This window comes from Parvibaculum sp. (assembly GCF_035325945.1).
Taxonomy (GTDB): Bacteria; Pseudomonadota; Alphaproteobacteria; order Parvibaculales; family Parvibaculaceae; genus Parvibaculum.
In genome coordinates this window covers 1-24,625 of sequence record NZ_DAOKYX010000037.1, presented here as the reverse complement: position 1 = coordinate 24,625, position 24,625 = coordinate 1, and the positions used below count along the sequence as shown (strand labels likewise).

Genomic DNA, 24,625 nt, shown 5'->3' with positions numbered 1-24,625 from the left:
CTAACATGCCCGGATCAATACCGTGCGGCTCGGACTGTGCGGTCCGAACTGTGTGCATGAAAGCCTGTGGGGGCACCAATGGAAGCCAAGACCAATATCCGCCGACTGCTTGCCGGTACTTCGTTCGTTGCCCTTCTTGCGGCATCCGACGCTGTGCTCGCGGCGGGCGTGACCGTCAATACGCCGAGGACGACGCCCCTCGTGCAGGTGACGGCGGTGGATTTCATCGAGGTCACCCCGTCGGGCAAAATCACCGTATCGAACTCATCCGATCCCGCTATCGGCATTCTCGTGAGCGATGAAGGCTCCGTTTCGGGCGATATCGAGAACAGCGGCCAGATCAAGGCCACGGGCGTGAATGCGGCTGCTGGCATTCTCGTGATCGACGGTGGTGAAGTCGGCGGCGACATCATCAATCACGAATCTGGCGTGATCATCGCGCATGCGACGGATCAGTCGGCTTCGGCCGAGGCTTTCGCCGGCGGCATGCTCGCCGACGTGTCGACCATCTATGGCGACATCGTGAACGAGGGTTCGATCACCGCGCGCGCGAAAGCCAACGCGAATGTGAATGTCACGGATTCCGACTCCGCCCATGCGCTCGGGACGGCCTTCGCGATCGCATCCGGCATTGGCGCGGGTTGGATCGGGCTTCCCGACACTGGGGGTCACGTCGATCACATCATGGGCTCGGTCGGGAACGCGGCTGGTGCGGAGCTGGTCGTGCGCGCGCTCGCCGCAGCCAACAACCATGCGGTCGCCACCGGATCCACGGCAACGGGTGGTGCTGAGGCAGTTGCCTCCGCCGAGCGGGTCATGGCTCTGGCCTACGGCGTCATCAGCGATGCCGGACCCTCGGGCACCATTGACGGCGCCGTCGTCAATATGGGCGAGGTTGCTGTCGTGGCGAAGGCAACAGCGGCAAACTATGCCGAGGCGCATGGCGTCGATGGCGTCTTCCATGACGATCACGACGCCGTCGCCAATGCGATCGGCAGTGCATATGCGGGCGCCATCGGTATCGGCGCGTGGGCCGATGCGATGGGCACGGCCGGCTCGTCCATGGCCGGCTATATCGCCAATGTCGGCGAGCTCAATGTTCTGGCCCAGGCCCTGACGACCAACACGGCCATTGCGGATGCTTCTGCCGGTCAGGCGGCCTCGGCGAGCGCCTTCGGCATGGCCGAGGCGCAGGCCGCCGGTATCAAAAACGGGGTCAGCTCGCTCACCGGCGGCATGCTCAATATGGGCGCCGTCGAGGTGATAGCGGGCGCCGGGTCGCGCAACACGGCGCAGGTCATCGACGAAGAGAATGCCTATGAGCGGGGTTCGGCGAGCGCGTCGGGCGCCGCGTCGGCCGAAGCGGTCGGCATGAAAATGGGAGATCTCACCGGCACGCCCAGCGGCCTCGTTTTCGCCGGGGATTATTCCGTGTTCCCCGTCGCCTTCAATGGCGGGTCGCTCGAAATCAGTGCGGTCGGTGCCGTTCAGAACCAGGCCGTCGTCAACATCAATGCCGGCCCGGCGACCGCCGAGGCGGGTGCGGAAGATCTGCAGGCGCGGGCGGCTGCCGGCGGCATGGTGCTTGCGGGAACGGGCGTATTCGCCGCCGGCTCCTCGGGCGCTTCCTATGCCATCGGAAACGGGGGGATGATCCTCGCTGAGGCGACCGCCCAGATGAGCAACAGCGCTCTGGCGTCCGGCACATCGCTCGCAGTCGCCAATGCGGCAGGACAGGTGACCGCGGTTGCGGCGGGTGTTGATATTCGCTTCGACGAGGTTGCCGGCCAGGTGGAGAACCGTGGCGAGATCAACGCCAATGCGCTCGGGCTGCTGCAAAACGTAGCCAGCGCCACGGTTGCAGGAGGCGATGCCACCGCGTCCGCCACTGGCGGCGCAATGTCCTATGCGGCCGGTTTTGTCGCCCAGGTCAACACTCTGACCGGTGATTTCATCAACTTTGGAAGTGGGACAATCGACGTCAACGCTTCGGCCGGTGTCGCCAATTCGGCCATCGCTGCCGGAACCAGCCTGAACATCGGTGATGTCAGCGCCCTGGCCAGCGGTGCTGCCTTTGCGCAGGCCCTGGGCTTCGGTCTGGCGGACAATAGCGACAGCAGCACGATTTTCGGCGATATCCGCAATGCGGGCACGATCGATGTGAGCGTGGCCGCGTCGACCACGAATTATGCGTCGGCCGAAAACGGGTTCGGCGATGTCGATGCATCCGCCCGATCGGGCGGTGACAAGATGCCGAATGCGTCTGCGCGCGGCATCTTTGTCGCCGTCGATGGCGTGGAAGGCGATGTCGACAATTCGGACGACGTTTCCGTTTCCGCTGCGGCGCGAGCCATGAACTCGGCTATGGCGAGCGCGCTCGGTAGCGGGGCTGCGAATGCGGCGGCGTCCGGCCTCCAGATCGCCACGGCTGACGGCATCCTCATTGATGTCGATCATGTCGGCGATATCGGGAATTCGGGTACCATCGAGGTTTTGGCCGTCGCGAGCATCGGCAACTATGCCGAGGCAAATGCCGCCGAAGGAGATGCTCAGGCCAGCGTGTATGGCAGCGCCAATGCCATTGCGAACGGTCTTGTGGTCGACACTTACTCGATCCTCGGCGGAGTCGAAAATAGCGGCGATATCCGTGTTTCCGCGGTGGCAGGTGCCTGGAACGGCGACGCCGTCGTCGGCGGTCCGACCCTCATGGGCGCGGACACGTCGTTCCTTGGCTTCGCGCTGGCGGACCTTGATTCCTTCACTCATCCCGGACAAGGCGGCGCCTTTGCGGCGGGCACAGGTTCGGTAAGCGCATCGGCCACCGGCGATGCCTATGCACAGGCTGTCGGCCTGAGTGTCCAAGCCTCATCAACAATTTCAGGCGATATCGCGAATAGCGGCGACATTTACGCTGCTGCGTTTGCCGTCACAACCAATGGCGCGCATGCTTTCGCTTCCGATCACGGCGAAGCGAATGCCGCTGCCCGCGGGCAGGGCGCTGTCGCCGAAGCCACAGGCGTGAGCATTTATGCTCAGGAGCTTGGCGGCGGGGTCGACAATATCGGTTCCACGAGCTTTGGCGGTGCGGCGATCAATGTCGCCGCCATTGCCGGCTCCCTTAACCATGCCGTGGCCTCCGGCTCCGCGTTGGGAACGACCCTCTCGCCGGTCGATGCAAGCGCAGTGGCCAGCGGCAGCGCTTTCGCCTTTGGGCATGGTCTGAGCATTGTTTCAGACCAACGGCTCGATGGTAACGTCAGCAATAATGGCGAAATCTCAGTTCTCGCGGCGGCTGGAACCTTCAACAGCGCGGATGCGAGGACGTCGAACGGCAATGCCACCGCGCAGGCGCGGGACGTGAATCTGACCATTGCCAGCGCAACCGGGCTGAACGTCAGTGCAGGAACGCTCCTCGGCAGCATCGAGAACGCCGGTGATATTCAGGCGGTCGCATTCGGCCTTTCCTACAATGACGCCACCGCGCTGGCCTCCTCATACAATGGCAGCGCAAGAGCGTCCGCGACCGGCGCTGCAGACGTTCAGGCTCTTGGCATCAATGTGGGTGGCTCCATCCTCATGGATAGCTTCGTCAACGAAGGGGACATCGAGGCGATCGCCGCTGCGATGATCGACGACGAGGCTCTGGCATCCGGCTATGACGCGAGGGCAGAAGCCAGAAATTACAGCGGCAGTGCCACTGCAACCGGTATCAACATTGATTTGAACTCTGTTGGCGGAGCGATCTCCAATACGGGCGACGTCAATGTCATGGCCGCCGTCATGGCGGACAACTCCGCTGAAGCGAATGGCGTCGGCAGCGCCGATGCGGAGGCGAGCGGAGAAGCCAACGCCTTGGCGAGGGGCATCTTCGTCGATGTGCCCATGGTGAACGGCGGGACGGATTACGACTACAGCTTCTCGAATAGCGGCGACATCCATGTAGCGGCGCTCGCCCAGTTGCAGAATAGCGCCAATGCCAATGCATCGGGCGGCGATGCGTGGGCCACTGCATCGGGAACGAATGTTGAGGCAACCGCCACCGGCATCCGAATCATCGGTGGCAATTTCAACGGCACGATTTTCAACGACGGAGACATCTTCGTCAGCGCGATCGGCAATTCCATCAATTCGGCAAGTGTGGTTGCCTCCGACGACGCCAAGGCTGTGGCCATCGGTTCGGCCTACGCCTACGCCAACGGCATCGACTTCTACTCCAGCGGCTCCAGCTACGGCTATTCCGAGGTCGATGGCGATTTGCTCAACGAGGGCGACATCACCGTCGGCGCGACGGCTCTGGTGTCCAATATCGCCAGTGCCGAAGGTGATCGCGCCTGGGCCTATGCGGGGCTCGACGATGATGGCGATGAGTACAACCGGGCGAACGCCTCGGCCTATGGCTTTTACGGCGATTTCTCCACGATCTTCGGCAACTTCGAGAATTCGGGCGATATAACGGTTTCGGCTAATGCCGTTTCCCGCAATGAAGCGACAGCGCAGGGTGTCGCCGACGCCAATGCATCCGCTTCCGCCAGCGCGAGCGCCACGGCGGTTGGTCTGGAGATCGATGCCTACTCCATCAGCGGTGATGTGACGAACAGCGGCGCGATCACGGTTTCGGCCGCGGCCATCACGACCTCAAAGGCGAATGCTGTCGCGCAGTCGGGTTCAGCGGTCGCTTATGCCTATATGGATACGGCGAGTGCAGAAGCGACCGGTCTCAGCGTGGATGTCGAGACGATTGCCGGAAGCTTCAGCAACTCGGGCGACATCAGCGTTCATAGCACGGCGGCCGCCATCATCTCCGCCACCGCTACTGGCAGGGGCTATGCCTATGCTTACGGCTCGGCGGATGACGTGGATGCGGATGCGGTGGGCGTTGACTTTTGGGCCTATTCCCTCGGAGGTGATTTCACCAATACGGGCGATATCACGGTCGTCGCCGATGCGAGCTACGCTGTGACGGCAAAGGCCAAGGCGCTTGAATCCGGCGATGCCTATGCGGATATCGGGGCCTGGTCGGCCGAGGCCACCGCTACCGGTCTCTATGTTCGCATCCAGGATGTGCTCGAGGGCAATTTCGACAACAGCGGAGCGATTTCCGTTCATGCCATTGCGAGCGTGAGTTCGCATGCGACGGCGACGGGCGTCGGCTTTGCGCGGGCAACGGCCGAAAGCTCCGCCGCGGCCGATGCGATCGGCATCAGCTTCTATGCCAACTCGATGGGGGGCAATTTCACAAATAGCGGCGCCGTCACTGTCAAGGCGGAAGCGATCGGCCACACCTCGGCAAAGGCGAGCGGTCAGGAGAGCCGCGCCTATGGCTCCGACGAAGGGGACAGCGAGAGCTATGCCGAGGCTGTCGGCATCGAAGCCGAGTTCTGGGGGTATTTCAGCGGCTCGTTCATCAACGAAGCTGCCGTCAAGGCCACGGCGTCGGCAAAGAATTACAGCCGCGGCGAGGCAATCTCGACGGGCGTCAGCTCTGCGCGGGCAACGGCCGAAAGCTCCGCCTCGGCCGAAGCGGTCGGCATTTCGATCAGCACTCATTACGCCCCGGTTGCCGGCAATATCGAGAACAGCTCGAGCATCGAAGCGGTGGCCAACGCGTTTGCTTCGGCTATCGCGATAGGCGCGAGGTCATACGCCTCCGCCAGTGCCAACGCCTCGGCAGTGGGTCTGCAGGTTGACAGCTGGAGTTCGATCGAGGGCCAATTCTCGAACGGGACGCTCGCGACCCTGAGCGACGACGACGCAACTCAGCCCTCGATCAAGGCTCTTGCCATCGCCCAGGCCAAGGCCGATGGCGGCAGCGGTACTGCCGAAGCCTATGCGGATGCAATCGGCGTATCGTTCTATGTTGACGGGACGCTCGGCGGAGGATTTTCCAATTCGGGCGACATTGTCGGCGAGGCGCTTGCCACGGCGACGGGCATCGATGAGGCGATCGCTTCGGCAACTGCCACCGGCGTGTATCTCAATGCCTCGGGTGTCGACGACTTGATCTTCAATGAAGGCCTCATCCGGGCGGCGGCTTCCGCCAATGCGGAGGCCACTGCGGACGGCTATGCCCGGGGATTTGCGCAGGCGAAGGGCCTCGACCTCAATGTCTATGGAGATGTCGATGGTGGCATCTACAATCTCGGCACCGTCGAGGCGCTGGCCATTGTGCATGCGACGCCTGTGACAACCGGTGTGGGCTCGGCCTATGCGACGGCCATCTATGCTCATGTGACGGGAGAGGTCCTGCCTTACGGCAGCGAGACTTCAATCGCGCTGGGCAATGCGGGGCTGATCAGGGCGGCGGCGGTCGACCCGATTTACGCAAAAGCGCGTGGTCTCGTGGTGAATGACGGCACCTACCGGGGTGACCTCGTGAACTTTGAAACCATCGAGGTGCATGCAACGGCCACGGCTGACGGCGGTTCGGCCAATGCGACCGCGCTGACGCTCGAGAACGGCGTGGTGTTCGAGGGCGAGCTCGTCAACAGCGGCGTCATCGCCGCCTTCGCCAAGGGCGACAATGCCAATGCGACCGCCATCCGGATCACAGGCGGAAGCCATATTTACGGCGGCATCGTCAATGGGGGCGTGATCGCCGCCATCGCGACCGGCGAGGATGTGTCGACGGTTGCCATCGATCTCGATGGCGCGGGCAGCGGCCATACGATCGATCAGATCGGCGGCGAGCTGGAGTACTCCGGTATCTATGGCGATATCAGGATGCTGAACGGTCAGTCCGACCTCATCAACTGGAGCGGCGGCAAGATTGGCGGTGAGCTCGGTGACACGACGATCCACAGCAATATCTATGGCGACAGCAACGACTCGCTGAACGTCTTTGCCGGAACCGACAGCGAGTTCGATTTCGCTGACGACATCCAGGGCCTGCGCACGATCAACGTCAATATGGGCGACCCGGAAGCCGATGCGGTGAAGCTGACGGTGAGCGGTAACATCGGTACCAACAAGACCGATTACCAGGCGATCCAGAACTTCAACGTGAATGCCAACGGCACGCTCGTTCTTCAGCCGACGGCGCAGATCGACGTGGCGAACTTCCGTGTCGCGGGCAGCGAAGATGAGGGCCCTGCCGGCACAGTGCAGTGGAACCTTAAGCCCTCCGTGCCGCAGCACGGCACGATCACGGCCGGGTCGGCGACCATCGGAGAAGGTGCGAACTCCATCGCCCATGCCCTTCCTGGTCTCTTCAACGCCAACAACGACTTCCTGGTGTTGAAGTCGGAAGACATCACCGGCACGTTCAACTTCTCGCACACCTTCACCAACCTCTACACGGTGACGGACGCCTATCGGAATGACGGCTATCACATCGTCATCACGCGTATGGCCTTCGGCGAGATTCCGGGGCTCGACAATGACGGCGCCAGTGCCGGCAGGGCCATCGACTGGATCCTCGACTGGCTGAACGAGAACGATCCCGAGGGCGATCTCGCCACGAAGCTCGGCGAGATCCTTACGGGGACGCCGGAGGAATATGCCCGCAATCTCAACGAGGTTGCCGGCAGCCAGAATGCGGATCTGATCCAGGTTGCGCTCACCCAGCCTGACAGGCTCTTCAACGTCATCTTCGACCAGCTTACCAATGGTGGCGGCGGGACCGCGCTCGCGGATCTCGGCGCGCTGGTCAAGCTCGCGGCAAATCAGCCGGGAGACGTGATGTCGGATGCCGGGCCGCAATATGCCTCGCTCGTGAAGCCGTCTCCGGTCGCAAATCCGGGAACGATCTGGGCGCGTGCCTTCGGCAACTGGAGCTCGCTCGATCGCAGCGCCGGTGCGTCCGGTTTCACCAGCAATGGCGGCGGCCTCGTCGTCGGTGCGGATTATCGCTTCACCGACAACTTCAAGGCGGGTCTTGCGGGCGGCTTCCAGAAGGACGATGTGGACTTCCGGGGCGCCGGCAAGGCAGACGTCAAGAGCTGGTCGGTCGGCGCCTATGGCCGGTATGAGGTCGGTTCGCTCTACATGAATGCGATGCTGGGCTATGGCCACCAGAGCTACAGCATGGAGCGCCGCTTCACCGTGCTCGGGACGAGCTATTCGGCCCATCGCTCGCCGGATGGCAGCTCGGTCTCGGCGGGTGCGGAGATCGGCTACGCCTTCGACCTTGGAAACGATGCGAAGCTCTCGCCCTTCGCAGGTCTGCTCTACACGCACACGAAGATGGACGGCTCGACCGAGACGGGTGCGTCGCCGTTCAATCTGACGCTGGACGACCAGACGGCGAATACGGCCAACAGCCGTATCGGCGTCAGGTGGGCCCAGACGTTCCGCAGCGGTGGCGGTACGGAGTGGACGCCGCAGCTCGCGCTCGGCTGGAGGCACGCTTTCGGCGATCAGAACCCGTCGACGACGGCTTCGCTGGCGGGCATTCCGGGCAGCGCCTTCACGGTCACCGGCGCCAATGCGGCGCGGGATGCGGCGATCGTGGGCGCCGGCGTCACCTTGAAGTTGTCCGAGGGAATCGACGGTACGGTCGAGTACAATGGCGACTTCTCGAGCAACTACACCGACAGCACCGCATCGCTGCGCCTGAGGCTGAAGTTCTAGACGTCGTCGGTTCAGCCAGCGGACGAATTTGGGGAGCGGCAGAGAAATTCTGCCGCTCCTTTTCGTAAGCGGCTATACTGACCGCCTTCCAGACAGAGAGTGAGTGCATGGTAGAGACGAGGGAGGGGGCAGCGCCGCGGAACGCCGATGCAGAGGCGGCGCCGAAGCGCTGGATGTCCGTCGATGAGGCGCTGAAGCTCGCGCGCGATCTCATGGATGCGGGCCGCCTGACGGAAGCCGAGAAGGTGGCGCAGGATGTGGCCAACGGGCAGGGACGCAATGCCGATGCGTTTCACCTGATCGGCATCGTCGCCTACCGGCAGGGCCGGCTCGACCGGGCGATCAAGTTCATCGAAAAGGCGATCGAGCTTGCGCCGCGGACCGCTGCCTTTCATGCCAATCTGGCGGAGATGTACCGGCTGCGCGGCAAGACGGAGCCCGCGCTTGCCGCCTGCGAGCGCGCAGTTGCGCTCGATTCCCGGAATTCCCAGGCCTGGAACAATTTCGGCATCATCCATTACGATCGCGGGGATTTCGCCAAGGCCGAGGAGTGCTACCGCAAGGCGCTTGCCGGCAATCCGCAATTCGCGCATGCGTGGAACAATCTCGGCAATGCGCTCGTGCGTCTCGAGCGCGAAGGGGAGGCGCATGACGCCTTCCAGCGGGCGATCGCTCTTCAGGCAAATTATTCCGAAGCGATGGTCAATGACGGACTGAACTATCGGGAGGAGGGCGAGTTCGGCCTCGCAGCCGAGCGGTTGCAGCAGGCCATCGAGGCCAATCCGAAAAACGCCAATGCCCGTATCTCGCTCGCCATGCTGCGGATGTTGCAGGGCGATTTGAAAGGCGGCCTCGCTGAATATGAATGGCGACTTGCCATGCCGGGCATCCGTCCGCGCAATCTCCCCGGCCAGCTCTGGCGGGGAGAGCCGATCGAGGGAAAGCGGATTTTCGTTCATTGCGAGCAGGGGCTTGGCGACACGATCCACTATCTGCGGTTTCTGAAGCCGCTGGCCGCGCGGCGTCCCGGCGCGATCATCCTGCAGACGCAGGCGAGCCTGCAGCGCCTCGCGGAACTCAACTTCCCGTTTGTCGAGGTCGTGCGGTCCGCGCCTGCATCCGATGGCGCCGATTTTCATTGCGCGCTGATGAGCCTGCCGCTTCTTCTGTCCTATCCCGTCGAGAGGCGCGATCCGCAGGATGCCTATCTTTCCGCGCCCGGTGACCAGGTCGAGATCTTCAGAAATCGCTTCGCCGGGAAGGGCGGGCTCAAGGTCGGTCTCGTATGGGCGGGCAATACCGCGCATAAATACGACTACAGCCGCTCCATGCCGGCCGAGAGGCTTTTGCCGCTGCTCAAGGTCGAAGGCTGTCATTTCTACAGCCTGCAGATCGGTTCGAAGCCGGCGGACGCGGTTCTCTTCAAGGAAGGCGTGACCGATCTTTCCAAGGATGTGTCGAATATGATGTCGACGGCGGCCGCAATCGCGGCGCTCGATCTCGTCATCGGCGTCGACACGTCGCTCATCCATCTGGCCGGGGCGCTCGGCACGCCGGTCTGGACAATGCTCTCGCGGGTGCCCGACTGGCGCTGGGGGCTCGGCGGGGACACGACACCGCTCTATAGCTCGATGCGTCTCTTCCGCCAGAAGCAGCGCCGCGACTGGCCCGGCGTCGTTCAGGACGTTGCGGCCGCGCTCGAGCAGACCGTGGCGGCGCGCCGCCAGGGTTGAATCATGGCGGGTGGCGAAAGCGAGAGCGGCGATGCGCAGGTGATGAAGCTCGCCTGGTCGCATTTTGCCGCGCAGCGTTTCGATCTCGCGGAGGAACTGGGCCACAGGGCGATCGGCGAACGGGCGGACGATCACGATGCGGCCAACCTTCTGGCGCTCGTCGCATACCGGACAGGCAGGGCGGGCGAGGCCATCGGCTGGATGGAACGGGCGATCGGGAGCAACCCTCGGATGCCTGCCTTTCACGCCAATCTCTGCGAGATGTATCGCAGGGCGGGCGAGCCGGAACGGGCAGCCGAGGCGGGGCGGCGCGCGCTGGCGCTCGATCCCTCGCATGTCCTCGCGCTCAACAATCTCGGGGCCGCGCTGCTGGCGATGGGGGATGTGCGGGGCGCGCTTGACTGCCTCACGCGCCAGGTCGAAATCAATCCGAAGAATCCCGTCTTTCATCTGCGCCGCGCCATGCTGAGGATGTTGCTCGGCGATGTGGATGGGGGGCTTGCGGAGTATGAGTGGCGCCTCGCCGTGCCCGAGGCGCGGCCGCAGGGCCGCGCTGCGCTGCGGCCCGCAGCACCTCCGGGCCAGATGTGGCGGGGCGAGCCGGTTGTCGGCAAGAAGCTCTTTTTCTGGAGCGAGCAGGGGCTTGGCGATGCGATCCACTGCATGCGCTTCTTCCCCGCCCTCATGGCGCAGGGCCCGCTCCGGCTGGCGGGCAAACTGCCGCCGAAACTCGCCCCGCTGATCGCGCTGAACTTTCCCTATGTGACGATCCTGCCTCAGGACGCGGAGCCTGAAGCCGCCGATCATCACTTCGAGCTGATGAGCCTTTTGCGGCTGGTGGGGCGAGGTCGCTTCCGGACGGAAACCGGCGCGCCCTATCTCCATGCGCCGGCAGCGCAGGTGGAGGGCTTCAGGCGGTTCTTCTCGCAGTATCCGGGGCTCAGGATCGGGCTCGTCTGGTCGGGCAACAGCAATCACCGGGACGATGCCCGCCGCTCGATGCCGGGCCGTGAGCTTCTGCCGCTACTCGATGTGGAGGGGTGCCATTTCTTCAGCCTTCAGATCGGTGCAAGGCCCGATGATGCGGCGCTCTTCGGCGCGGGGGTCATCGATCTCTCGCGCGAGGTATCGAACATGACGGCGACGGCGTCGGCCATCGCCGCGCTCGATCTCGTGATCGGCGTCGATACCTCGCTCATACATCTCGCGGGCGCGCTGGGGACGCCGGTCTGGACCATGCTGGCCGAGGTGCCTGACTGGCGCTGGGGGCTCGGAACAATATCGACGCCGCTCTATCGCTCGATGCGGCTTTTCCGGCAGCAGCGGGGCGGCGACTGGCCCGGTGTGATCAGGGATGTAAGGGCGGCTCTCACTCGGGCAGCCGCCTCCGGATTGGCCGCTTCCGGCGGTCATGCTGGCGGCGGTAAGGCTTCGTAAAAGGCGAATTGCCGGATAGAATAGACGCCTCTCCGCGGGGGAATTCGGCAGATACTTTCGGTTGGCGGACGGATTGGCCGGAGACGTCGTCTCGCGGCATTTGATGAGCAGGCAGGGGCTGAAATTTCAATGAGCGTTTCGGAACAGGCAAGTGCGATGGGCCCGGCGGAAAGCATGCGGCTCGCATGGGAGCATTTTCGGGCCCAGCGCCTGCGCCTTGCCCATCAGTTGAGCCGCCAGGTCATCGAGGTTGACCCGCGGAACCACGACGCGGCGAGCCTTCTCGGCATTCTCGCCTATCGCGGCGGGCAGACGAAGGAAGCGATCAGGTGGATGGAGCAGGCGGTGGCGGGCGATCCGAATGTCGTCGGCTTCCACAGCAATCTCTGCGAGATGTACCGCCAGATCGGAGAACTCGACCGGGCGATCGAGGCAGGACGGCGCGCGATCGAGCTTGATCCGAATTATCTTCAGGGGCTCAACAATCTCGGCATAGCGCTCTTCGACAGGCGCGATTATGCGGGGGCGGAGGAACTCTACCGGCGCGCCATCGCATGCGATCCGAAATTCCCCGAGGCGCATAACAATCTCGCCAATGCGCTGCGCGCGCAGAAGCGGCTCGACGAGGCGATCGAGGAATACCGCAAGGCGATCGAGTTGCGCGCCGCCTATCCCGAGGCGCTGAGCAATCTCGGCTGCACGCTGCGCGAGCGGGGGCATCTCGAAGAGGCCGAACAGGCGCTGCGCATGGCCATCGGCGCGCGGCCGAACTACATCGAGGCGTTCAACAATCTCGCCCTGACGCTCTGGGACCGCAAGCAGCCCGAAGAAGCGCTGGGCGTTCTCGCGCGCTCCATGGCCATCCAGCCCGACCGGCCGGAGGCGATGATCATCATGGCGTCCTATCTCCTCGATCTCGGGCGGACGAAGGGTGCGCTCTATGCCTGTCAGCGCGCGCTCCGCAACAGGCCCGATCATGTCGGCGCGCTCAATCTCATGGGGCGAATCTGCCGCGATCTCGAGGATTTTACGGGCTCGATCGAGCATTGCCGCAAGGCGCTGGCGCTCAAACCCGACGCGCCTGAAATTCTCAACAATCTCGGCATCTCGCTTCTCGAAGTCGGCGATCTCGATGGCGCGCAGAAGGCGCTTTCGCGCGCGGCGGAACTCGAGCCCGGCTCGATCCCGACCCATATCAATCTCGCCGCCGCCAAGAAATTCAAGCCGGGCGCTCCAGAAATCCGTTTCCTCGAGGAAGCCGTGAGCCGCCCCGACATCAGCGAGGATCAGCGCATGGCGCTGCATTATTCGCTCGGCAAGGCCTATGACGACATCAAGGAACATCGCAAGGCCTTCGAGCAGTTCATGGCCGGAGCGGCGCTCAAGCGGCGCAAGCTCAACTATGAGGAAATGCCGGCGCTCAGGCTCTTCGACCGCATCCGGCACGTCTTCACGCCGAAGCTGCTCGCTGAAAAGGCGGGCCATGGCGATCCGACGCTGCGCCCGATCTTCATTGTCGGCATGCCGCGCTCGGGCAGCACGCTGGTCGAGCAGATTCTTGCGAGCCACCCGGAGATCTATGGCGCGGGCGAGGTCAAATATCTGCATGGCGGCGTCGCCGAAGTCGACCGCATGTTCGGGTCGGCCGTGCGCTATCCGGAACTCATGCATCTGATCGAGCAGTCGCAGCTTCAGACGATCGTCAATTACTACCGGGAGCACCTGCCGCCGCTTCCGGCGGGCAAGACGCGCGTCACCGACAAGATGCTCACCAACTACTATTATGTCGGCCTCATCTATCTCCTGTTCCCGAATGCGCGGATCATCCATTGCAAGCGGAACGCGGTCGATACGTGCATATCGTGCTACTCAAAGATGTTCCGTGAAGATATGCCGTATACGTATGATCTCAAGGAGATCGCGCATTACTACCAGAAATATCACGAGCTCATGGAGCACTGGAAAGCGGTTCTGCCGCAGCACTACATCCTCGAAGTGAAGTATGAGGAGGTTGTCGGCAATCTCGAAACCGAGGCGCGCAGGATCATTTCCCATTGCGATCTCGAATGGGATGCGGCCTGCCTCGAATTTCACAAGACCGAACGTCCCGTGAAGACGGCGAGCGTGACGCAGGTGCGCCAGCCGCTCTATTCCTCATCGGTCGAGCGGTGGCGGAACTATGGCGAGCTGGTCGAGCCGCTCGTCAGGGAACTGGGCCCGCTGGCTTACTGATCGGTATCGGACAATGTCGCAAGTCACACTTTGGTATTCATCGCTTTCGGAAGAGAAGCAGAAAATGATTCGTCGCGGTCTATGGGTTGTGCTGGCACTGGTGGCCGGCCTCGGCATCCTCATCTGGAAAACCAGCGTCGGCCCCGGCGAAGCCGCGCCGCGCAGCGCAAAGAATGCAACGCAGAGCACCACCGCGAGCGAAAGCAAGGAAGCGGCGGGCAAGCCGGCATCGAAGCATGGCGTGATCAACGGCTTCCGGAGCGCCAAATTCGGCGCCGACGAGGCAGCCATCCGCGCGGCGATCAAATCGGACTTCGGCAAGTCGGGCGATGACGTTCGCGCCGTCGAGAGCGCTGTGGCGCGCACGAAGACGCTGGCCGTCCGCGTGACCGACCTCATTCCCGAAACGGGCGAGGCGGAGATCGGCTATGTGCTCGGCTACAAGTCCAAGGATCTCATTCAGGTCAATATTCTGTGGGGAACGCCGGTTACGCCCGAGACGACAGGCGTCAGCATCGCCAAGACCGCGCTTCTGCTGAAGACCTATTTCGCCCAGCAGAATTACGATCCGAAGACGGTCATCCGTGACAGAAAGATCAAGAACGGCGTGCTCGCCTTTCAGGCCATGGATGCCGAGGGCCACCTCGTCCGGCTGATCTATCGCGAAATTCCTGTCGCGCAGCCGGCCGCCGCTTCGGACGGCAAGAAGGTGGACGCGAAGGAAGAGAAGAAGGTCTATACGCTGACGCTCGCCTATGTGGCGGACCCCAAGTCGCCGGACATCTTCCGCATCGAGAAGGGCGCCTTCTGAGCCTTGATACCATGCCGGCGGTCCGTTGCGTGATCGCCGGCAGGAAGGCCCCTCAGACGACGCCAGCGCGCAGGAAATCGTGAATGTGAACGAGGCCCACGGGCTTTCCGTCATCGACGACGAAGAGGCTCGTGATCTTGCGCTCGTTGAGGAAGTTCAGCGCCTCGGTGGCGAGCATGGTCGAGGGCACCGTCTTGGGCGCGGGGTTCATGATGTCGCCCACCCGCTTTTCCAGAAGATCGCTGCCCATGTGGCGGCGAAGGTCGCCATCGGTGATGATGCCGATGAGAGTGCCGCTGTCATCGACGACACCGAGGCAGCCGAGGCTCTTGCGCGACATCTCGATCAGCGCCTGAGACATCGGCATGTCGGCGCGGCCGAGCGGCATCTCCTCGCCCTTGTGCATGATGTCGGCGACGTGGCGGAGCATGGCGCCGAGCTTTCCTCCCGGATGGAAGACGCGGAAATCGCTGGGCGTGAAGTTTCGATATTCGAGAAGCGCGACGGCGAGCGCGTCGCCAAGCGCAAGCTGCATGGTGGTGGAGGTTGTCGGGGCGGCAAGGCCGTTCGGGCAGGCTTCCTCGGCTTTCGGCAGGAGGAGGGCGATATTGGCCGCCTGGGCGAGCGCGCTCTTCGCCTCTGCGGTGATGGCGACCAGCGGTATGGCGAAGCGCTTGGCATAGGAAATGATGCTGAGAAGCTCGGCCGATTCCCCCGACCAGGAGAGCGCGAGGATCGCATCGTCGCGAGTGATCATGCCGAGATCGCCGTGGCTTGCCTCGGCGGGATGCACGAATTGCGCAGGCGCGCCGGTCGAGGCGAGGGTCGCGGCGATCTTGCGGGCGATGTGGCCGCTCTTGCCCATGCCGGTGACGATGATGCGGCCCTTCACGGTGACGAGCTGGTCGACTGCCTCGTTGAAGGGCCCGTCGAGCGAGGCGGCGAGCGCCCGGAGGCCGGCGATTTCGAGTTCGAGTGTGCGGCGGGCGGAGGCGAGATGGTCCGCGGGAGCCGAGGTGGAGAGTTCGTTCGACACGCGCTGAGCGTCCTTCAATTTGCCCATGGCTGCTACAGGATGCGGCCCGGCAAGGGACCGATGGGCAGTCTTCTACCAGAGAGAGCGGCTTCTTGCCTCTGCGCAGGCACGGGTCTGGCGGCGGCCGTCGGTATCCGGCTCCGATAAGCCAGCTTAAACCATCGGGGCGCCGGTCCGCAGCGCTTTCATTGTCTGCATGCTTGCCCTCTCGCCGGGAGCGGGTATCGTTCAGACGAATCGATGCAGGCTGGCCGACCCCGGCGTTCCGGCGCGGCGGCGGCGCATCGAAGTGTCGTCAAAGGTCCAGGTGAGAGCGTGTTCGGCCGGTTCGTCAGACGATTCCGAGAGGTTGCAGGCATGGCGGAACATGCACCCGCGGCGGCGCCCGATGGCATGCGGCTCTATGCGATCGGCGATATTCACGGCCGCGACGACTTGCTGGGCGAGTTGCTCGCCATGATCGAGCGGGATGCGCAGTCCGCGTCCGGCGCGGTGCGCAAGATCCTCGTCTTCCTCGGTGATTATGTCGATCGCGGATTGCAGTCGAAGCAGGTGCTCGACCGCCTCATCTCAGGCACGCTGCCGGGATTCGAGGCGATCCATCTGAAGGGCAATCATGAGGCGGCCATGCTTGAATTCCTCCGGGATGCCGCTTTCGGGCGGACCTGGAAGAATTTCGGCGGGCTCGAGACGCTTCATTCCTACGGCGTTCAGGAACTGGCGCTTTCGGACGATCCCGCTGATTTCGAACGCGCGCGCGTGCATTTCGAGGCGGTGCTGCCAGAGACGCACAAGCGCTTTCTGCAAACCCTGTCCGTCGCAGTGGAACTTGGCGGCTATTTCTTCGTTCATGCCGGCGTGCGGCCGGGCGTGCCGCTGTCGCGCCAGATCGAGGAGGACATGCTCTGGATCAGGGACGAGTTCCTCGATGCCCGCGGCTCCTTCGGCAGGGTCGTGGTTCATGGCCACACCCCGCGCGAGGAAGTGGTGATCCGCGAAAACCGCATCGGCATCGACACGGGCGCCTATATGACAGGCGTTCTGACGGCGCTCGTGCTCGAGGGGACATCGCGGCGCATCATCCAGACGGAAGCCTCCGCGAACAGGCGCATGGCGGGTTGATGCTTCATGGTCAGTTGACCTAGAATCAATTACGTTCCTGACCAATCAGGCATATCCGGATCGCCGGGAGACAGCGGGCTGCGGCCTCACCGAACAGAGAGAGACTTGATGAGAAGCTGGTTTCCGACGCTTGCACGCAGGACCGTCGCCTCGCTTGCCGGTGTTGCCGTGGCGGTGGGGCTCGTCGTTTTCGCCGCCGCCCCTGTTCGTGCCGAATCAGGCGCGGGCGCCGGCCAGGCAGTGGCGGGCGACCTGGCGACGGATTATTTCCTCGGCACGGGCGACAAGCTCAGGGTCATCGTCTATGGCGAGCAGGATCTTTCCGGCGAGTTCGACGTCACGGGCTCGGGCAAGGTTTCGCTGCCCCTCATCGGGCAGGTGCAGGCGGCAGGGCTGACGCTCGCCCAGTTCGAGAAGGAAGTCGCCGACCATCTGGCGAACGGCTATCTCACAAATCCGAGGGTGAGCGCCGAGGTTCTGAACTATCGGCCGTTCTACATCATCGGCGAGGTCAGCAAGCCCGGCCAATATCCTTATACGAACGGTATGACGGTGCTGAACGCGGTGGCGGTTGGCGGCGGCTATACCTATCGGGCGAATACGGACGCGGTTTACATCACGCGCGGCGACGGGGGCGAAGTGCAATATCCGGCGATGCAGTCGGTGAAGGTGCTTCCGGGCGATATTGTGCGGATTCCGGAGCGTTTCTTCTGATGCGTCTAGCCCTGATCGTGACATCGGGCCGCGCATGATGCCGCTTTCCCGAAACAACAATGTGCCGATATCGCACAAAACATTCGTGTGCGCCGAAACCCTGGCGGCGCGCGGTAACCTTTTCTTAACGAATTGGCTGCGTATTTTGACAGGGTAAAATGCGTGTTATGCTATTGGGCAAATCAGAGTATCGCGATCGAGGCACGGCCTCATCGATGCTTGGCTGAGGGGGACTAACGCCATGATGAAGAGTTTTTGTGCGGCGGCGCTCGCGGCGGGCCTGCTCATTGGAGCATCGGTCGCCATCCCGGGACAGGCGCGGGCTGAAGCGGCAATCGATCTGAGCACCGTGCTCACGGCCAATCCGGAGGGCGGGGACGCGCTGGCGGCGGCCATCGCGGATCTCATCACCAATTCGAGCGATCCGGTCGCTACGGCTGAGGCCGTTCTCGCCGGTCTGGACAGCGCCACGCCCGCGCAGAAGGCCGCTGTCGGCAAGGGTCTTGGCATGGCGGCCTCGACGCTCGGCCTTTCCAACCCCGAACATGCAGCCAAGATTTCGGACCTCGTCGCCAGCGCCGAGCCGAGCGTGAAGGACGCCTATGCCTCCACGGTGAGTAGCGGCGAGAGCTCGGGCGAAGGCGCGCCGGGCGGCACCGCCCCGACCACCGTTGTCGGCGTCAATGGCGGCACGCAGAGCTCGGGCGGCACCGCCAGCCCGAATTGATTTCATCAGTCTCCGGCCGGTTTGCGAGCGGCTGCCCGATGGGCTTGCCGATCGTGAGGGAAGGGGGCTTTCTCCGAATCAAGGCCGGGAGAGAGCGGGCAGCTCTCTTCCGCACCTCCCGAAATCCCGAAAGTTATGAGGCCAGAAATGCCGCATGTTCCCTTTCGCTCGCTGTTGACGACGACCGCTTTGCTGCTGGTGGCAGGCGCGGGCGGCGCCATGGCCGCCGATCTCACCGCCAATACGGGGGCGAAGAACTGGAGCGGTTCGGGCATGGCCCCTGCGGGCGCCGCCGAAACGCAGGATCTGCGCGGACAGGGCGTGCGCGAGAGAGCGCGGCCCGGCTATGACGCCATCGGCCTTCGTGCGGGGTCGTTCGTGGTTCTCCCCTCGCTCGAGGTCGCTGAAACCTACGACGACAACATCTTCGCCACCGAGAACAACAAGGACAGCGATTTCATCACCAGCGTGCGCCCGCGCGTCGATGTGATCTCGACCTGGAGCCGCCACTCGCTCAACCTGACTGCCGGGCTCCAGCGCTCCTACTTCGCGGACCATTCGAGCGAGAACAAGACCGACTATGATTTCGGCATGGACGGCCGCCTCGACATTCTGCGCGACACGAATGTGACGGGCGCCCTCTCCCATGCGCAGAAGCATGAAGATCGCGGCTCGGCGACCTTCTCGTCCACGACGGCGGCGGAGCCGGTCGAGTACAAGCAGACGGATGCGAGCATCGCCTTCAACCAGCGCTTCAACCGCGTGACCACGACGCTGGGCGCCGCCTATACACGGCTCAACTACGAGGACGTCGCATCGACGGCCGGGCCGATCCTCGACGAGGATCTGCGCGACCGCGACGTCTATACGCAGAAGCTGCGCGCCGGCTATGACGTTTCGCCCGACACCAACGTCTTCGTTCAGGGCAGCCTCAATCAGCGCCGCTACGATATCGGCATGCCGATCCAGGATCGCGATTCGAAAGGCTATGAGGCCGTTGTCGGTTCGCGCTTCAAGCTTTCCACTCTCGCATCGGGCGAGGTCTATGTCGGCTATCAGCGCCAGAACTACGATGCGGCGGGGCTGAGCGATGTGACTGGCCTGTCCTACGGGGCCAATGTCAACTGGTACGTGACTCCGCTGAGCACGGTTCGCTTCAATGCGGCATCGACCATCGAGGAATCGGATCTCGGCGGTACGTCGGGCTATCTCCGGCAGGTCGTCGGTGTCGGGATCGATCACGAACTCCTGCGGAACGTGATCCTTCGTGGCGACCTCTCCTATGAGAATGACGACTACAAGGGCGCGACGCGCAAGGACGACTATTATGGCGGCGGGGTCGGCGTCAGCTACCTCCTGAACCGGTTTGTGGCAATGGGGCTCGACTACGACTACACGAAGCGGGATTCCAACGCTGCCGGTGCCGACTATTCGCGCAACCGCGTCATGTTCACGATCCGCGGACAGCTTTGACGGACGTCACGGCAGATTCGTCAGGCGATCAGAGGCAGGTGGCGGGGGAACCGTTGCCTGCCTTTTATTTTACCCGAGCTGATGCTCACCTCCTGTAACTGGATGCTCGAAGAAGATGAACGCGCCGCTGAAAGACCAGATGCACTCCAGTGCGGTTCAGGCCGAGGGGATGAGCCTGAATCGGCAGATGATCGAATTCGATCTGCTTGAAATCGCCCGTGCCCTGAGGCGGCGCGTCAAGGTCATCGCGGGCATCGCGGCGGGCCTCACGGCGATCGTCATGATCACCGTGTTCCAGATGACGCCTCGCTATACGGCGCATGCGCTTGTTCTGCTCGATCCGGAGCGCACCCAGGTCGTCGATTTCACGGCTGTGATGTCCGGGCTCCCCGCCGATTCCGCCACGACGGACAGCCACGTCGAGGTGATGAGCTCGCGCTCCATCGCGCGGCGGGTCGTCGAGAAGCTCAATCTCATCGAGGACGAAGAATTCAACGCCGAGCTGGCGAAGACCTCGCTGCTCTCCTGGCTCGATCCGCGCGAATGGATGGCTTCGCTTTTCGAGGCCGATGCCGAACTCACGCCCGAGCGCCGGCAGGAAATGGCGATGGATGCCGTCATCGACAGCTTCGTCGATGCGGAACGGATTCGCCGCCGGGGCATGACCTATATCATCGATGTGAACTTCACGTCGCGCGATCCGCTGAAGGCGGCGAAGATCGCCAATGCGATCGCCGAGACCTATGTGCTCGACCAGCTCGAAGCGAAATTCAATGCGACGAGGCAGGCCAATGAATGGCTCTCGCAGCGGCTCGAAGGGCTGAGACAGCAGGTTTCCGATTCCGAGCGGGCAGTCGAGCTTTACCGCACGCAGAACGGGCTGCAAAGCTCGCGGGGCTCGACCATCACCGAGCAGCAGCTTTCGGAACTCAACGCGCAGCTCATTCTCGCGCGCGCCGACCGCGCTGAAAAGCAGGCGAAATATTCCCGCGCGCGGCAGATTCTCGGCAGCGGCGGCAGTATCGAATCCGTTGTCGATGTGCTCCAGTCGAAGACGATTTCGGATCTCAGGCAGCAGCAGGCGGAGCTTGCCAGCAAGAAGGCCGACCTCTCGACGAAATACGGGCCGCGGCATCCCGCGATCGTCAATATCGAGGCGCAGCGGCGCGACCTTCAGGCCCAGATCAGCGCCGAAGTGAGGCGCATCGTCGACAGCATCGCCAATGAGGCGGCGATCGCGGATACGCGCGTCAAGGCGCTCGAGAGCAGCCTGAAGGAATTGCAGGACACGCAAGGCCAGCACGGCCAGGCGGAAGTGAAGCTGCGCGAGCTGGAGCGCGAGGCGGCCGCCAACAAGGCCGTTTACGAATCCTTCCTCAACCGCTTCAAGGAGACTTCGCAGCAGCAGGATCTCCAGACCGCCGATGCGCGCGTCATCTCCGAGGCGGTGCCGCCGGTTGCGCCCTCCTTCCCCCAAAAGGGCATCGTGTTCGGTATCTCGGCCGTCATTTCGCTGATCGCCGGCGTCGGCGTCGCGCTTCTGCTCGAACGTCTGGACAATGGTGTGCAGACAGGCAGTCAGCTCGAGGAGATTCTGAGCCTGCCTCATCTCGTCTCGGTTCCCGTCATTCCGGCGGAGACAGGCGAGAACGGCAAGCCGATGCTGCCCCATGAGTATCTTTTGCGAAAACCCTTGTCGGCCTATGCGGAGGCGCTGCGGAGCCTGCGCAGCGCACTGTCGCTCTCAAGCGTGGACAACCCGCCGAAGGTCGTTCTCTTCACCTCGGCTCTTCCCAATGAGGGCAAGACGACGACGGCGGTGAGCTTCGCGCGTGCGGCGGCGCAATCGGGCCAGCGGGTTCTCCTGGTCGATTGCGACCTTCGGCACCCTTCCGTCCATCGCGCGCTCCGCATGAAGCAGCCAAAGGAAGGGCTGGTCGAATGTCTGGCGGGCCGTGCGGGCTTTGGTGACGTGGTCGTCAAGGACGCGCCTTCGGGCCTCGATTTCATTCCCGTGGCCTCTGGCGCGGCGAACCCGCCGGATGTGCTCGGCTCGGCGCAGATGCGGCGTATCCTGCGCGAGGCGCGCGAAGCTTACGATCTCGTCGTGCTCGATACGGCGCCCGTTCTGCCGGTTTCCGATTCGCGCGTTCTGGCGCAGATCGCGGACAAGACGATCTTCGTCGTTCGCTGGAACGAGACGCCGCGCGAGGCAGCATCGGGCGCCGTCAAGGAACTGCGCGCCTTCGATGCCGATATTGCGGGCGCGATCCTGACCGTGGTCGATACGGCCCGGCAGGCGCAATATGGCTATGGCGGTGCCGGATATTACTACGGACGCTACAGCCGCTACTATTCGAACTGAGATGGCCGCGCGGGGCGAAGCGGCGAAGCACCCTTCGCGGCGGACGCGATGGGCCGCGGGGCTGGCGCTGGCTGCTGGCGTCGGCCTCATGCTGATGGCGCTGCCGCGCATCCATGCCTATCTCGGCATAGCGGGCTGGTCCGATCGCATCCCTGCCGCGCTCGATAATCCTTCGATCGCAATCGAGCCGCCGGTTCTCGCCGACGCGCGAGCCGATTATTGCGCGGCGGCGCGCGCACTTGGCGGCGACGCCTATCTGCAACAGGAATGCGCGCGGCTGGTAATCAGGCTGGCGGATGCAGCCGAGGGCGGTTCGTCCACGGACGAATGGCTGGCGGAGGCTGCCGCGTCGTTGCGGCGCATGGTTGCGGCGGCGCCCAATCGCGGGCTTGGCTGGAGCCTTCTGGCGGCGGTGGAGGCGGCGCGCGCCGCGCCGTCCGGGGAAGTCGCTGGCCTGTTGCGCATGTCTTATCTGACGGCGCCAAGGGAGGCGGCGAGCATGGCGATCCGCGCCCAGCTCATGCTCCGCGACTGGGACGGGATGCCGGACGATCTGCGCTCGGATGCGGGGCGGGAGCTCCGCCTCCTGTGGGAGAGCCATGCGCTCAAGAGTGAGCTGGTTTCCATCTATCTCGCATCGGATTTCCGCGCACGTGCTGTGATCCGCCGCCATGCGCTCGCCTCGGAAGCCGACATAACGCAGTTCGACGCGCGTGTGCGCGCGGCTGCCGCTGCCGCCGCACGCTGAGGCTTCAGCCGCGGGCCGCCGATCGTGGCCAGGACTGGCTGACCGCGAGGCCGAGCAGGAATGCGAAGAGAACCGAGACTGCCGGTATCTGCAGGCTGAAATCGACCAGAGAATGCAGGCCGACGATGATGCCCGCCGCGAAACCGATGGCGGGCTGGGCCTTTCCCCGCCGCCTTTCCCGAATGCCTTTCGCCGCGCGCAGGACCAGCAGCGCGATGGAAAGACCAAGCGCGAGCGCCGCGGGTATGCCGAGTTCCAGCGCGTTTTCCAGATAGGTATTGTGCGCCTTGTCCCAGGTGACCTGCGGGCGATCGTCATTGCGATAAGCGGGAAAGACATCGGCGAATGTGCCGAAGCCTGTGCCCGTCCACGGCGTGGCCCTGATGGCATCGAGCGTCAGAGCGTAGGTCTGGTTGCGATCGGCAAAGGAATTGTCGACATCGTCGAGGCGCGAGCGCTTCGCCAGAAGTTCGCCGCTGGTGGCAAACGACGTCGCAACGATCGCCGCCAGAATTGCCGCGACGAGCGTCATCTGCGCCGCGCTTGTCGAGCGGCGGCTCAGATGGGCGCCGGCGAGACATAGAAGCCCCGCCATCGAGGACATGACGCCCGCGCGCGAGGCCGTGAGCACGAGCGCGATCGAGAGCGCAAGCACGGCCATGGTCACCCAGCCCGAGCGCACGGTGAGTTCCTCGATCAGCAGCGCTGCCTTGATGCGGGCCGGCCGGTTCAGACCCAGCAGATGCCGGGTGCGCGCGAGCAGCAGGTGCACGGCGCAGAGCAGGCAGAGGCCCGCAAAGGTCGCGAAGGAATTGCGGTTCACGAATGTGCTCGTCAGTGAATCCGCATAGGACCATTTGCGATAGATCAGGATCCATTCATTGCCGCTGAGATAGACCACGAGACCGTAGAGCGCATAGGCGCAGCCAATAATTGCGACCGCATGGATACCGCGCCGCGCGCGATCCTCGTCGCGCGCGAGCTGCAGGGCGAGCCAGAAGGTCGCGGCATAGGTGAGAAGGTGCATGAGGCCGGTAACCGTCGCTTCGGGGTTGACCGAGATGCGTTGCGGCAGCTCGGTCCCGAGGAGACGGGATGCCTCCGCCCAGATGGGATCCGCGAGAATGTTCGGAGCCGCCGGAACCCATTGCATGACGATCCACAGGCAGGCGAGCGCATAGAGCGCGGCCGGCCAGGCAATGCGCGAGAGGGGAACGGAGACGCGCAGGCGTCCGAAATGCGCAAGGCCGCCCCAGAGCGCGAGCAGAAGGCCGGCGGCAAGCGCCAGAAGTGCGGCGGGCAGAGGGCGGTTGCTGCCGAGGGGGAGCGGCGCGAGCGCCACCACGAGGATGAGAGTGCGGAAGAGCCACTCTTCCGCGCCGCGCGGACGGACCTGCACGGAGCTCTGTCCGAGCTCTCCGGCGGTTGCGGGCCCTGTGCTGCTGCCGCTCATGTCCCCCTCATTCCCCTCACATGCTCATGTGGTTCATCGCGCGCCCACGCGACATGGGGCCGGATGTTAGTTGAGAGAGCGCCCGCCTGCCAGCCGACGGAGCTCGCGCGGCGATCATCGAACGGCGTTCAATAAAACGCGCTTCGTCCGAACTTCCCCTGCCATCCCGCGAGGATGCCGCGCATGACCGCGATGGCTGGTTTGAG

13 protein-coding genes are annotated in these 24,625 nt (G+C 63.7%); 11 read left to right on the top strand and 2 right to left on the bottom strand.

The window, feature by feature from the left end; genetic code table 11:
• Positions 1-78 precede the first annotated feature (78 nt).
• From PKA57_RS13595 to PKA57_RS13575, 5 genes are all read left to right on the top strand, one after another.
• Positions 79-8,568 carry an autotransporter outer membrane beta-barrel domain-containing protein gene (locus tag PKA57_RS13595; RefSeq protein WP_324301449.1) on the top strand — a complete coding sequence of 2,830 codons (8,490 nt, stop codon included), beginning with the start codon at positions 79-81 and terminating at the stop codon, positions 8,566-8,568.
• A 107-nt stretch (positions 8,569-8,675) separates the two neighbouring features.
• The gene (locus PKA57_RS13590; RefSeq protein WP_324301447.1) at positions 8,676-10,301 is read left to right on the top strand and encodes a tetratricopeptide repeat protein; all 1,626 of its coding nucleotides are present in this window, start codon (positions 8,676-8,678) and stop codon (positions 10,299-10,301) included.
• A 3-nt stretch (positions 10,302-10,304) separates the two neighbouring features.
• Positions 10,305-11,738 (top strand): tetratricopeptide repeat-containing glycosyltransferase family protein, encoded by a 1,434-nt coding sequence (locus tag PKA57_RS13585; protein WP_324301445.1) that lies wholly within the window; start codon positions 10,305-10,307, stop codon positions 11,736-11,738.
• A 129-nt stretch (positions 11,739-11,867) separates the two neighbouring features.
• Positions 11,868-13,970, top strand: a complete 2,103-nt coding sequence (locus PKA57_RS13580) for a tetratricopeptide repeat protein (RefSeq protein ID WP_324301443.1) — start codon at positions 11,868-11,870, stop codon at positions 13,968-13,970.
• Positions 13,971-14,034: 64 nt separating this feature from the next.
• The gene (locus tag PKA57_RS13575) at positions 14,035-14,781 is read left to right on the top strand and encodes a hypothetical protein (protein ID WP_324301440.1); all 747 of its coding nucleotides are present in this window, start codon (positions 14,035-14,037) and stop codon (positions 14,779-14,781) included.
• Positions 14,782-14,833: 52 nt separating this feature from the next.
• Here the strand turns inward: PKA57_RS13575 and PKA57_RS13570 are convergent, their stop codons facing one another.
• Complete coding sequence (locus PKA57_RS13570; protein WP_324301438.1) at positions 14,834-15,844, bottom strand: KpsF/GutQ family sugar-phosphate isomerase; 1,011 nt, start codon at positions 15,842-15,844, stop codon at positions 14,834-14,836.
• A gap of 330 nt (positions 15,845-16,174) precedes the next feature.
• On the opposite strand from PKA57_RS13570, the gene PKA57_RS13565 reads away from it, so the two are divergent.
• The 6 genes from PKA57_RS13565 (at position 16,175) to PKA57_RS13540 (ending at position 22,966) form a co-directional block, all read left to right on the top strand.
• Complete coding sequence (locus PKA57_RS13565; RefSeq protein ID WP_324301436.1) at positions 16,175-16,939, top strand: metallophosphoesterase family protein; 765 nt, start codon at positions 16,175-16,177, stop codon at positions 16,937-16,939.
• A gap of 108 nt (positions 16,940-17,047) precedes the next feature.
• Complete coding sequence (locus PKA57_RS13560; protein WP_324301434.1) at positions 17,048-17,653, top strand: polysaccharide biosynthesis/export family protein; 606 nt, start codon at positions 17,048-17,050, stop codon at positions 17,651-17,653.
• A gap of 241 nt (positions 17,654-17,894) precedes the next feature.
• Entirely contained in the window at positions 17,895-18,380 is a 486-nt protein-coding gene (locus tag PKA57_RS13555; RefSeq protein ID WP_324301432.1) for a hypothetical protein, read from the top strand.
• 147 nt (positions 18,381-18,527) lie between these two features.
• Positions 18,528-19,853: an outer membrane beta-barrel protein gene (locus tag PKA57_RS13550; RefSeq protein ID WP_324301430.1), complete on the top strand. Its 1,326-nt coding sequence runs from the start codon at positions 18,528-18,530 to the stop codon at positions 19,851-19,853.
• 169 nt (positions 19,854-20,022) lie between these two features.
• Positions 20,023-22,218 (top strand): polysaccharide biosynthesis tyrosine autokinase, encoded by a 2,196-nt coding sequence (locus PKA57_RS13545; RefSeq protein ID WP_324301428.1) that lies wholly within the window; start codon positions 20,023-20,025, stop codon positions 22,216-22,218.
• Position 22,219: 1 nt separating this feature from the next.
• Entirely contained in the window at positions 22,220-22,966 is a 747-nt protein-coding gene (locus PKA57_RS13540) for a hypothetical protein (protein ID WP_324301426.1), read from the top strand.
• A 4-nt stretch (positions 22,967-22,970) separates the two neighbouring features.
• On the opposite strand, the gene PKA57_RS13535 is transcribed toward PKA57_RS13540, so the two are convergent.
• Complete coding sequence (locus PKA57_RS13535) at positions 22,971-24,419, bottom strand: O-antigen ligase family protein (protein WP_324301424.1); 1,449 nt, start codon at positions 24,417-24,419, stop codon at positions 22,971-22,973.
• Between the last annotated feature and the right edge of the window lie 206 nt (positions 24,420-24,625).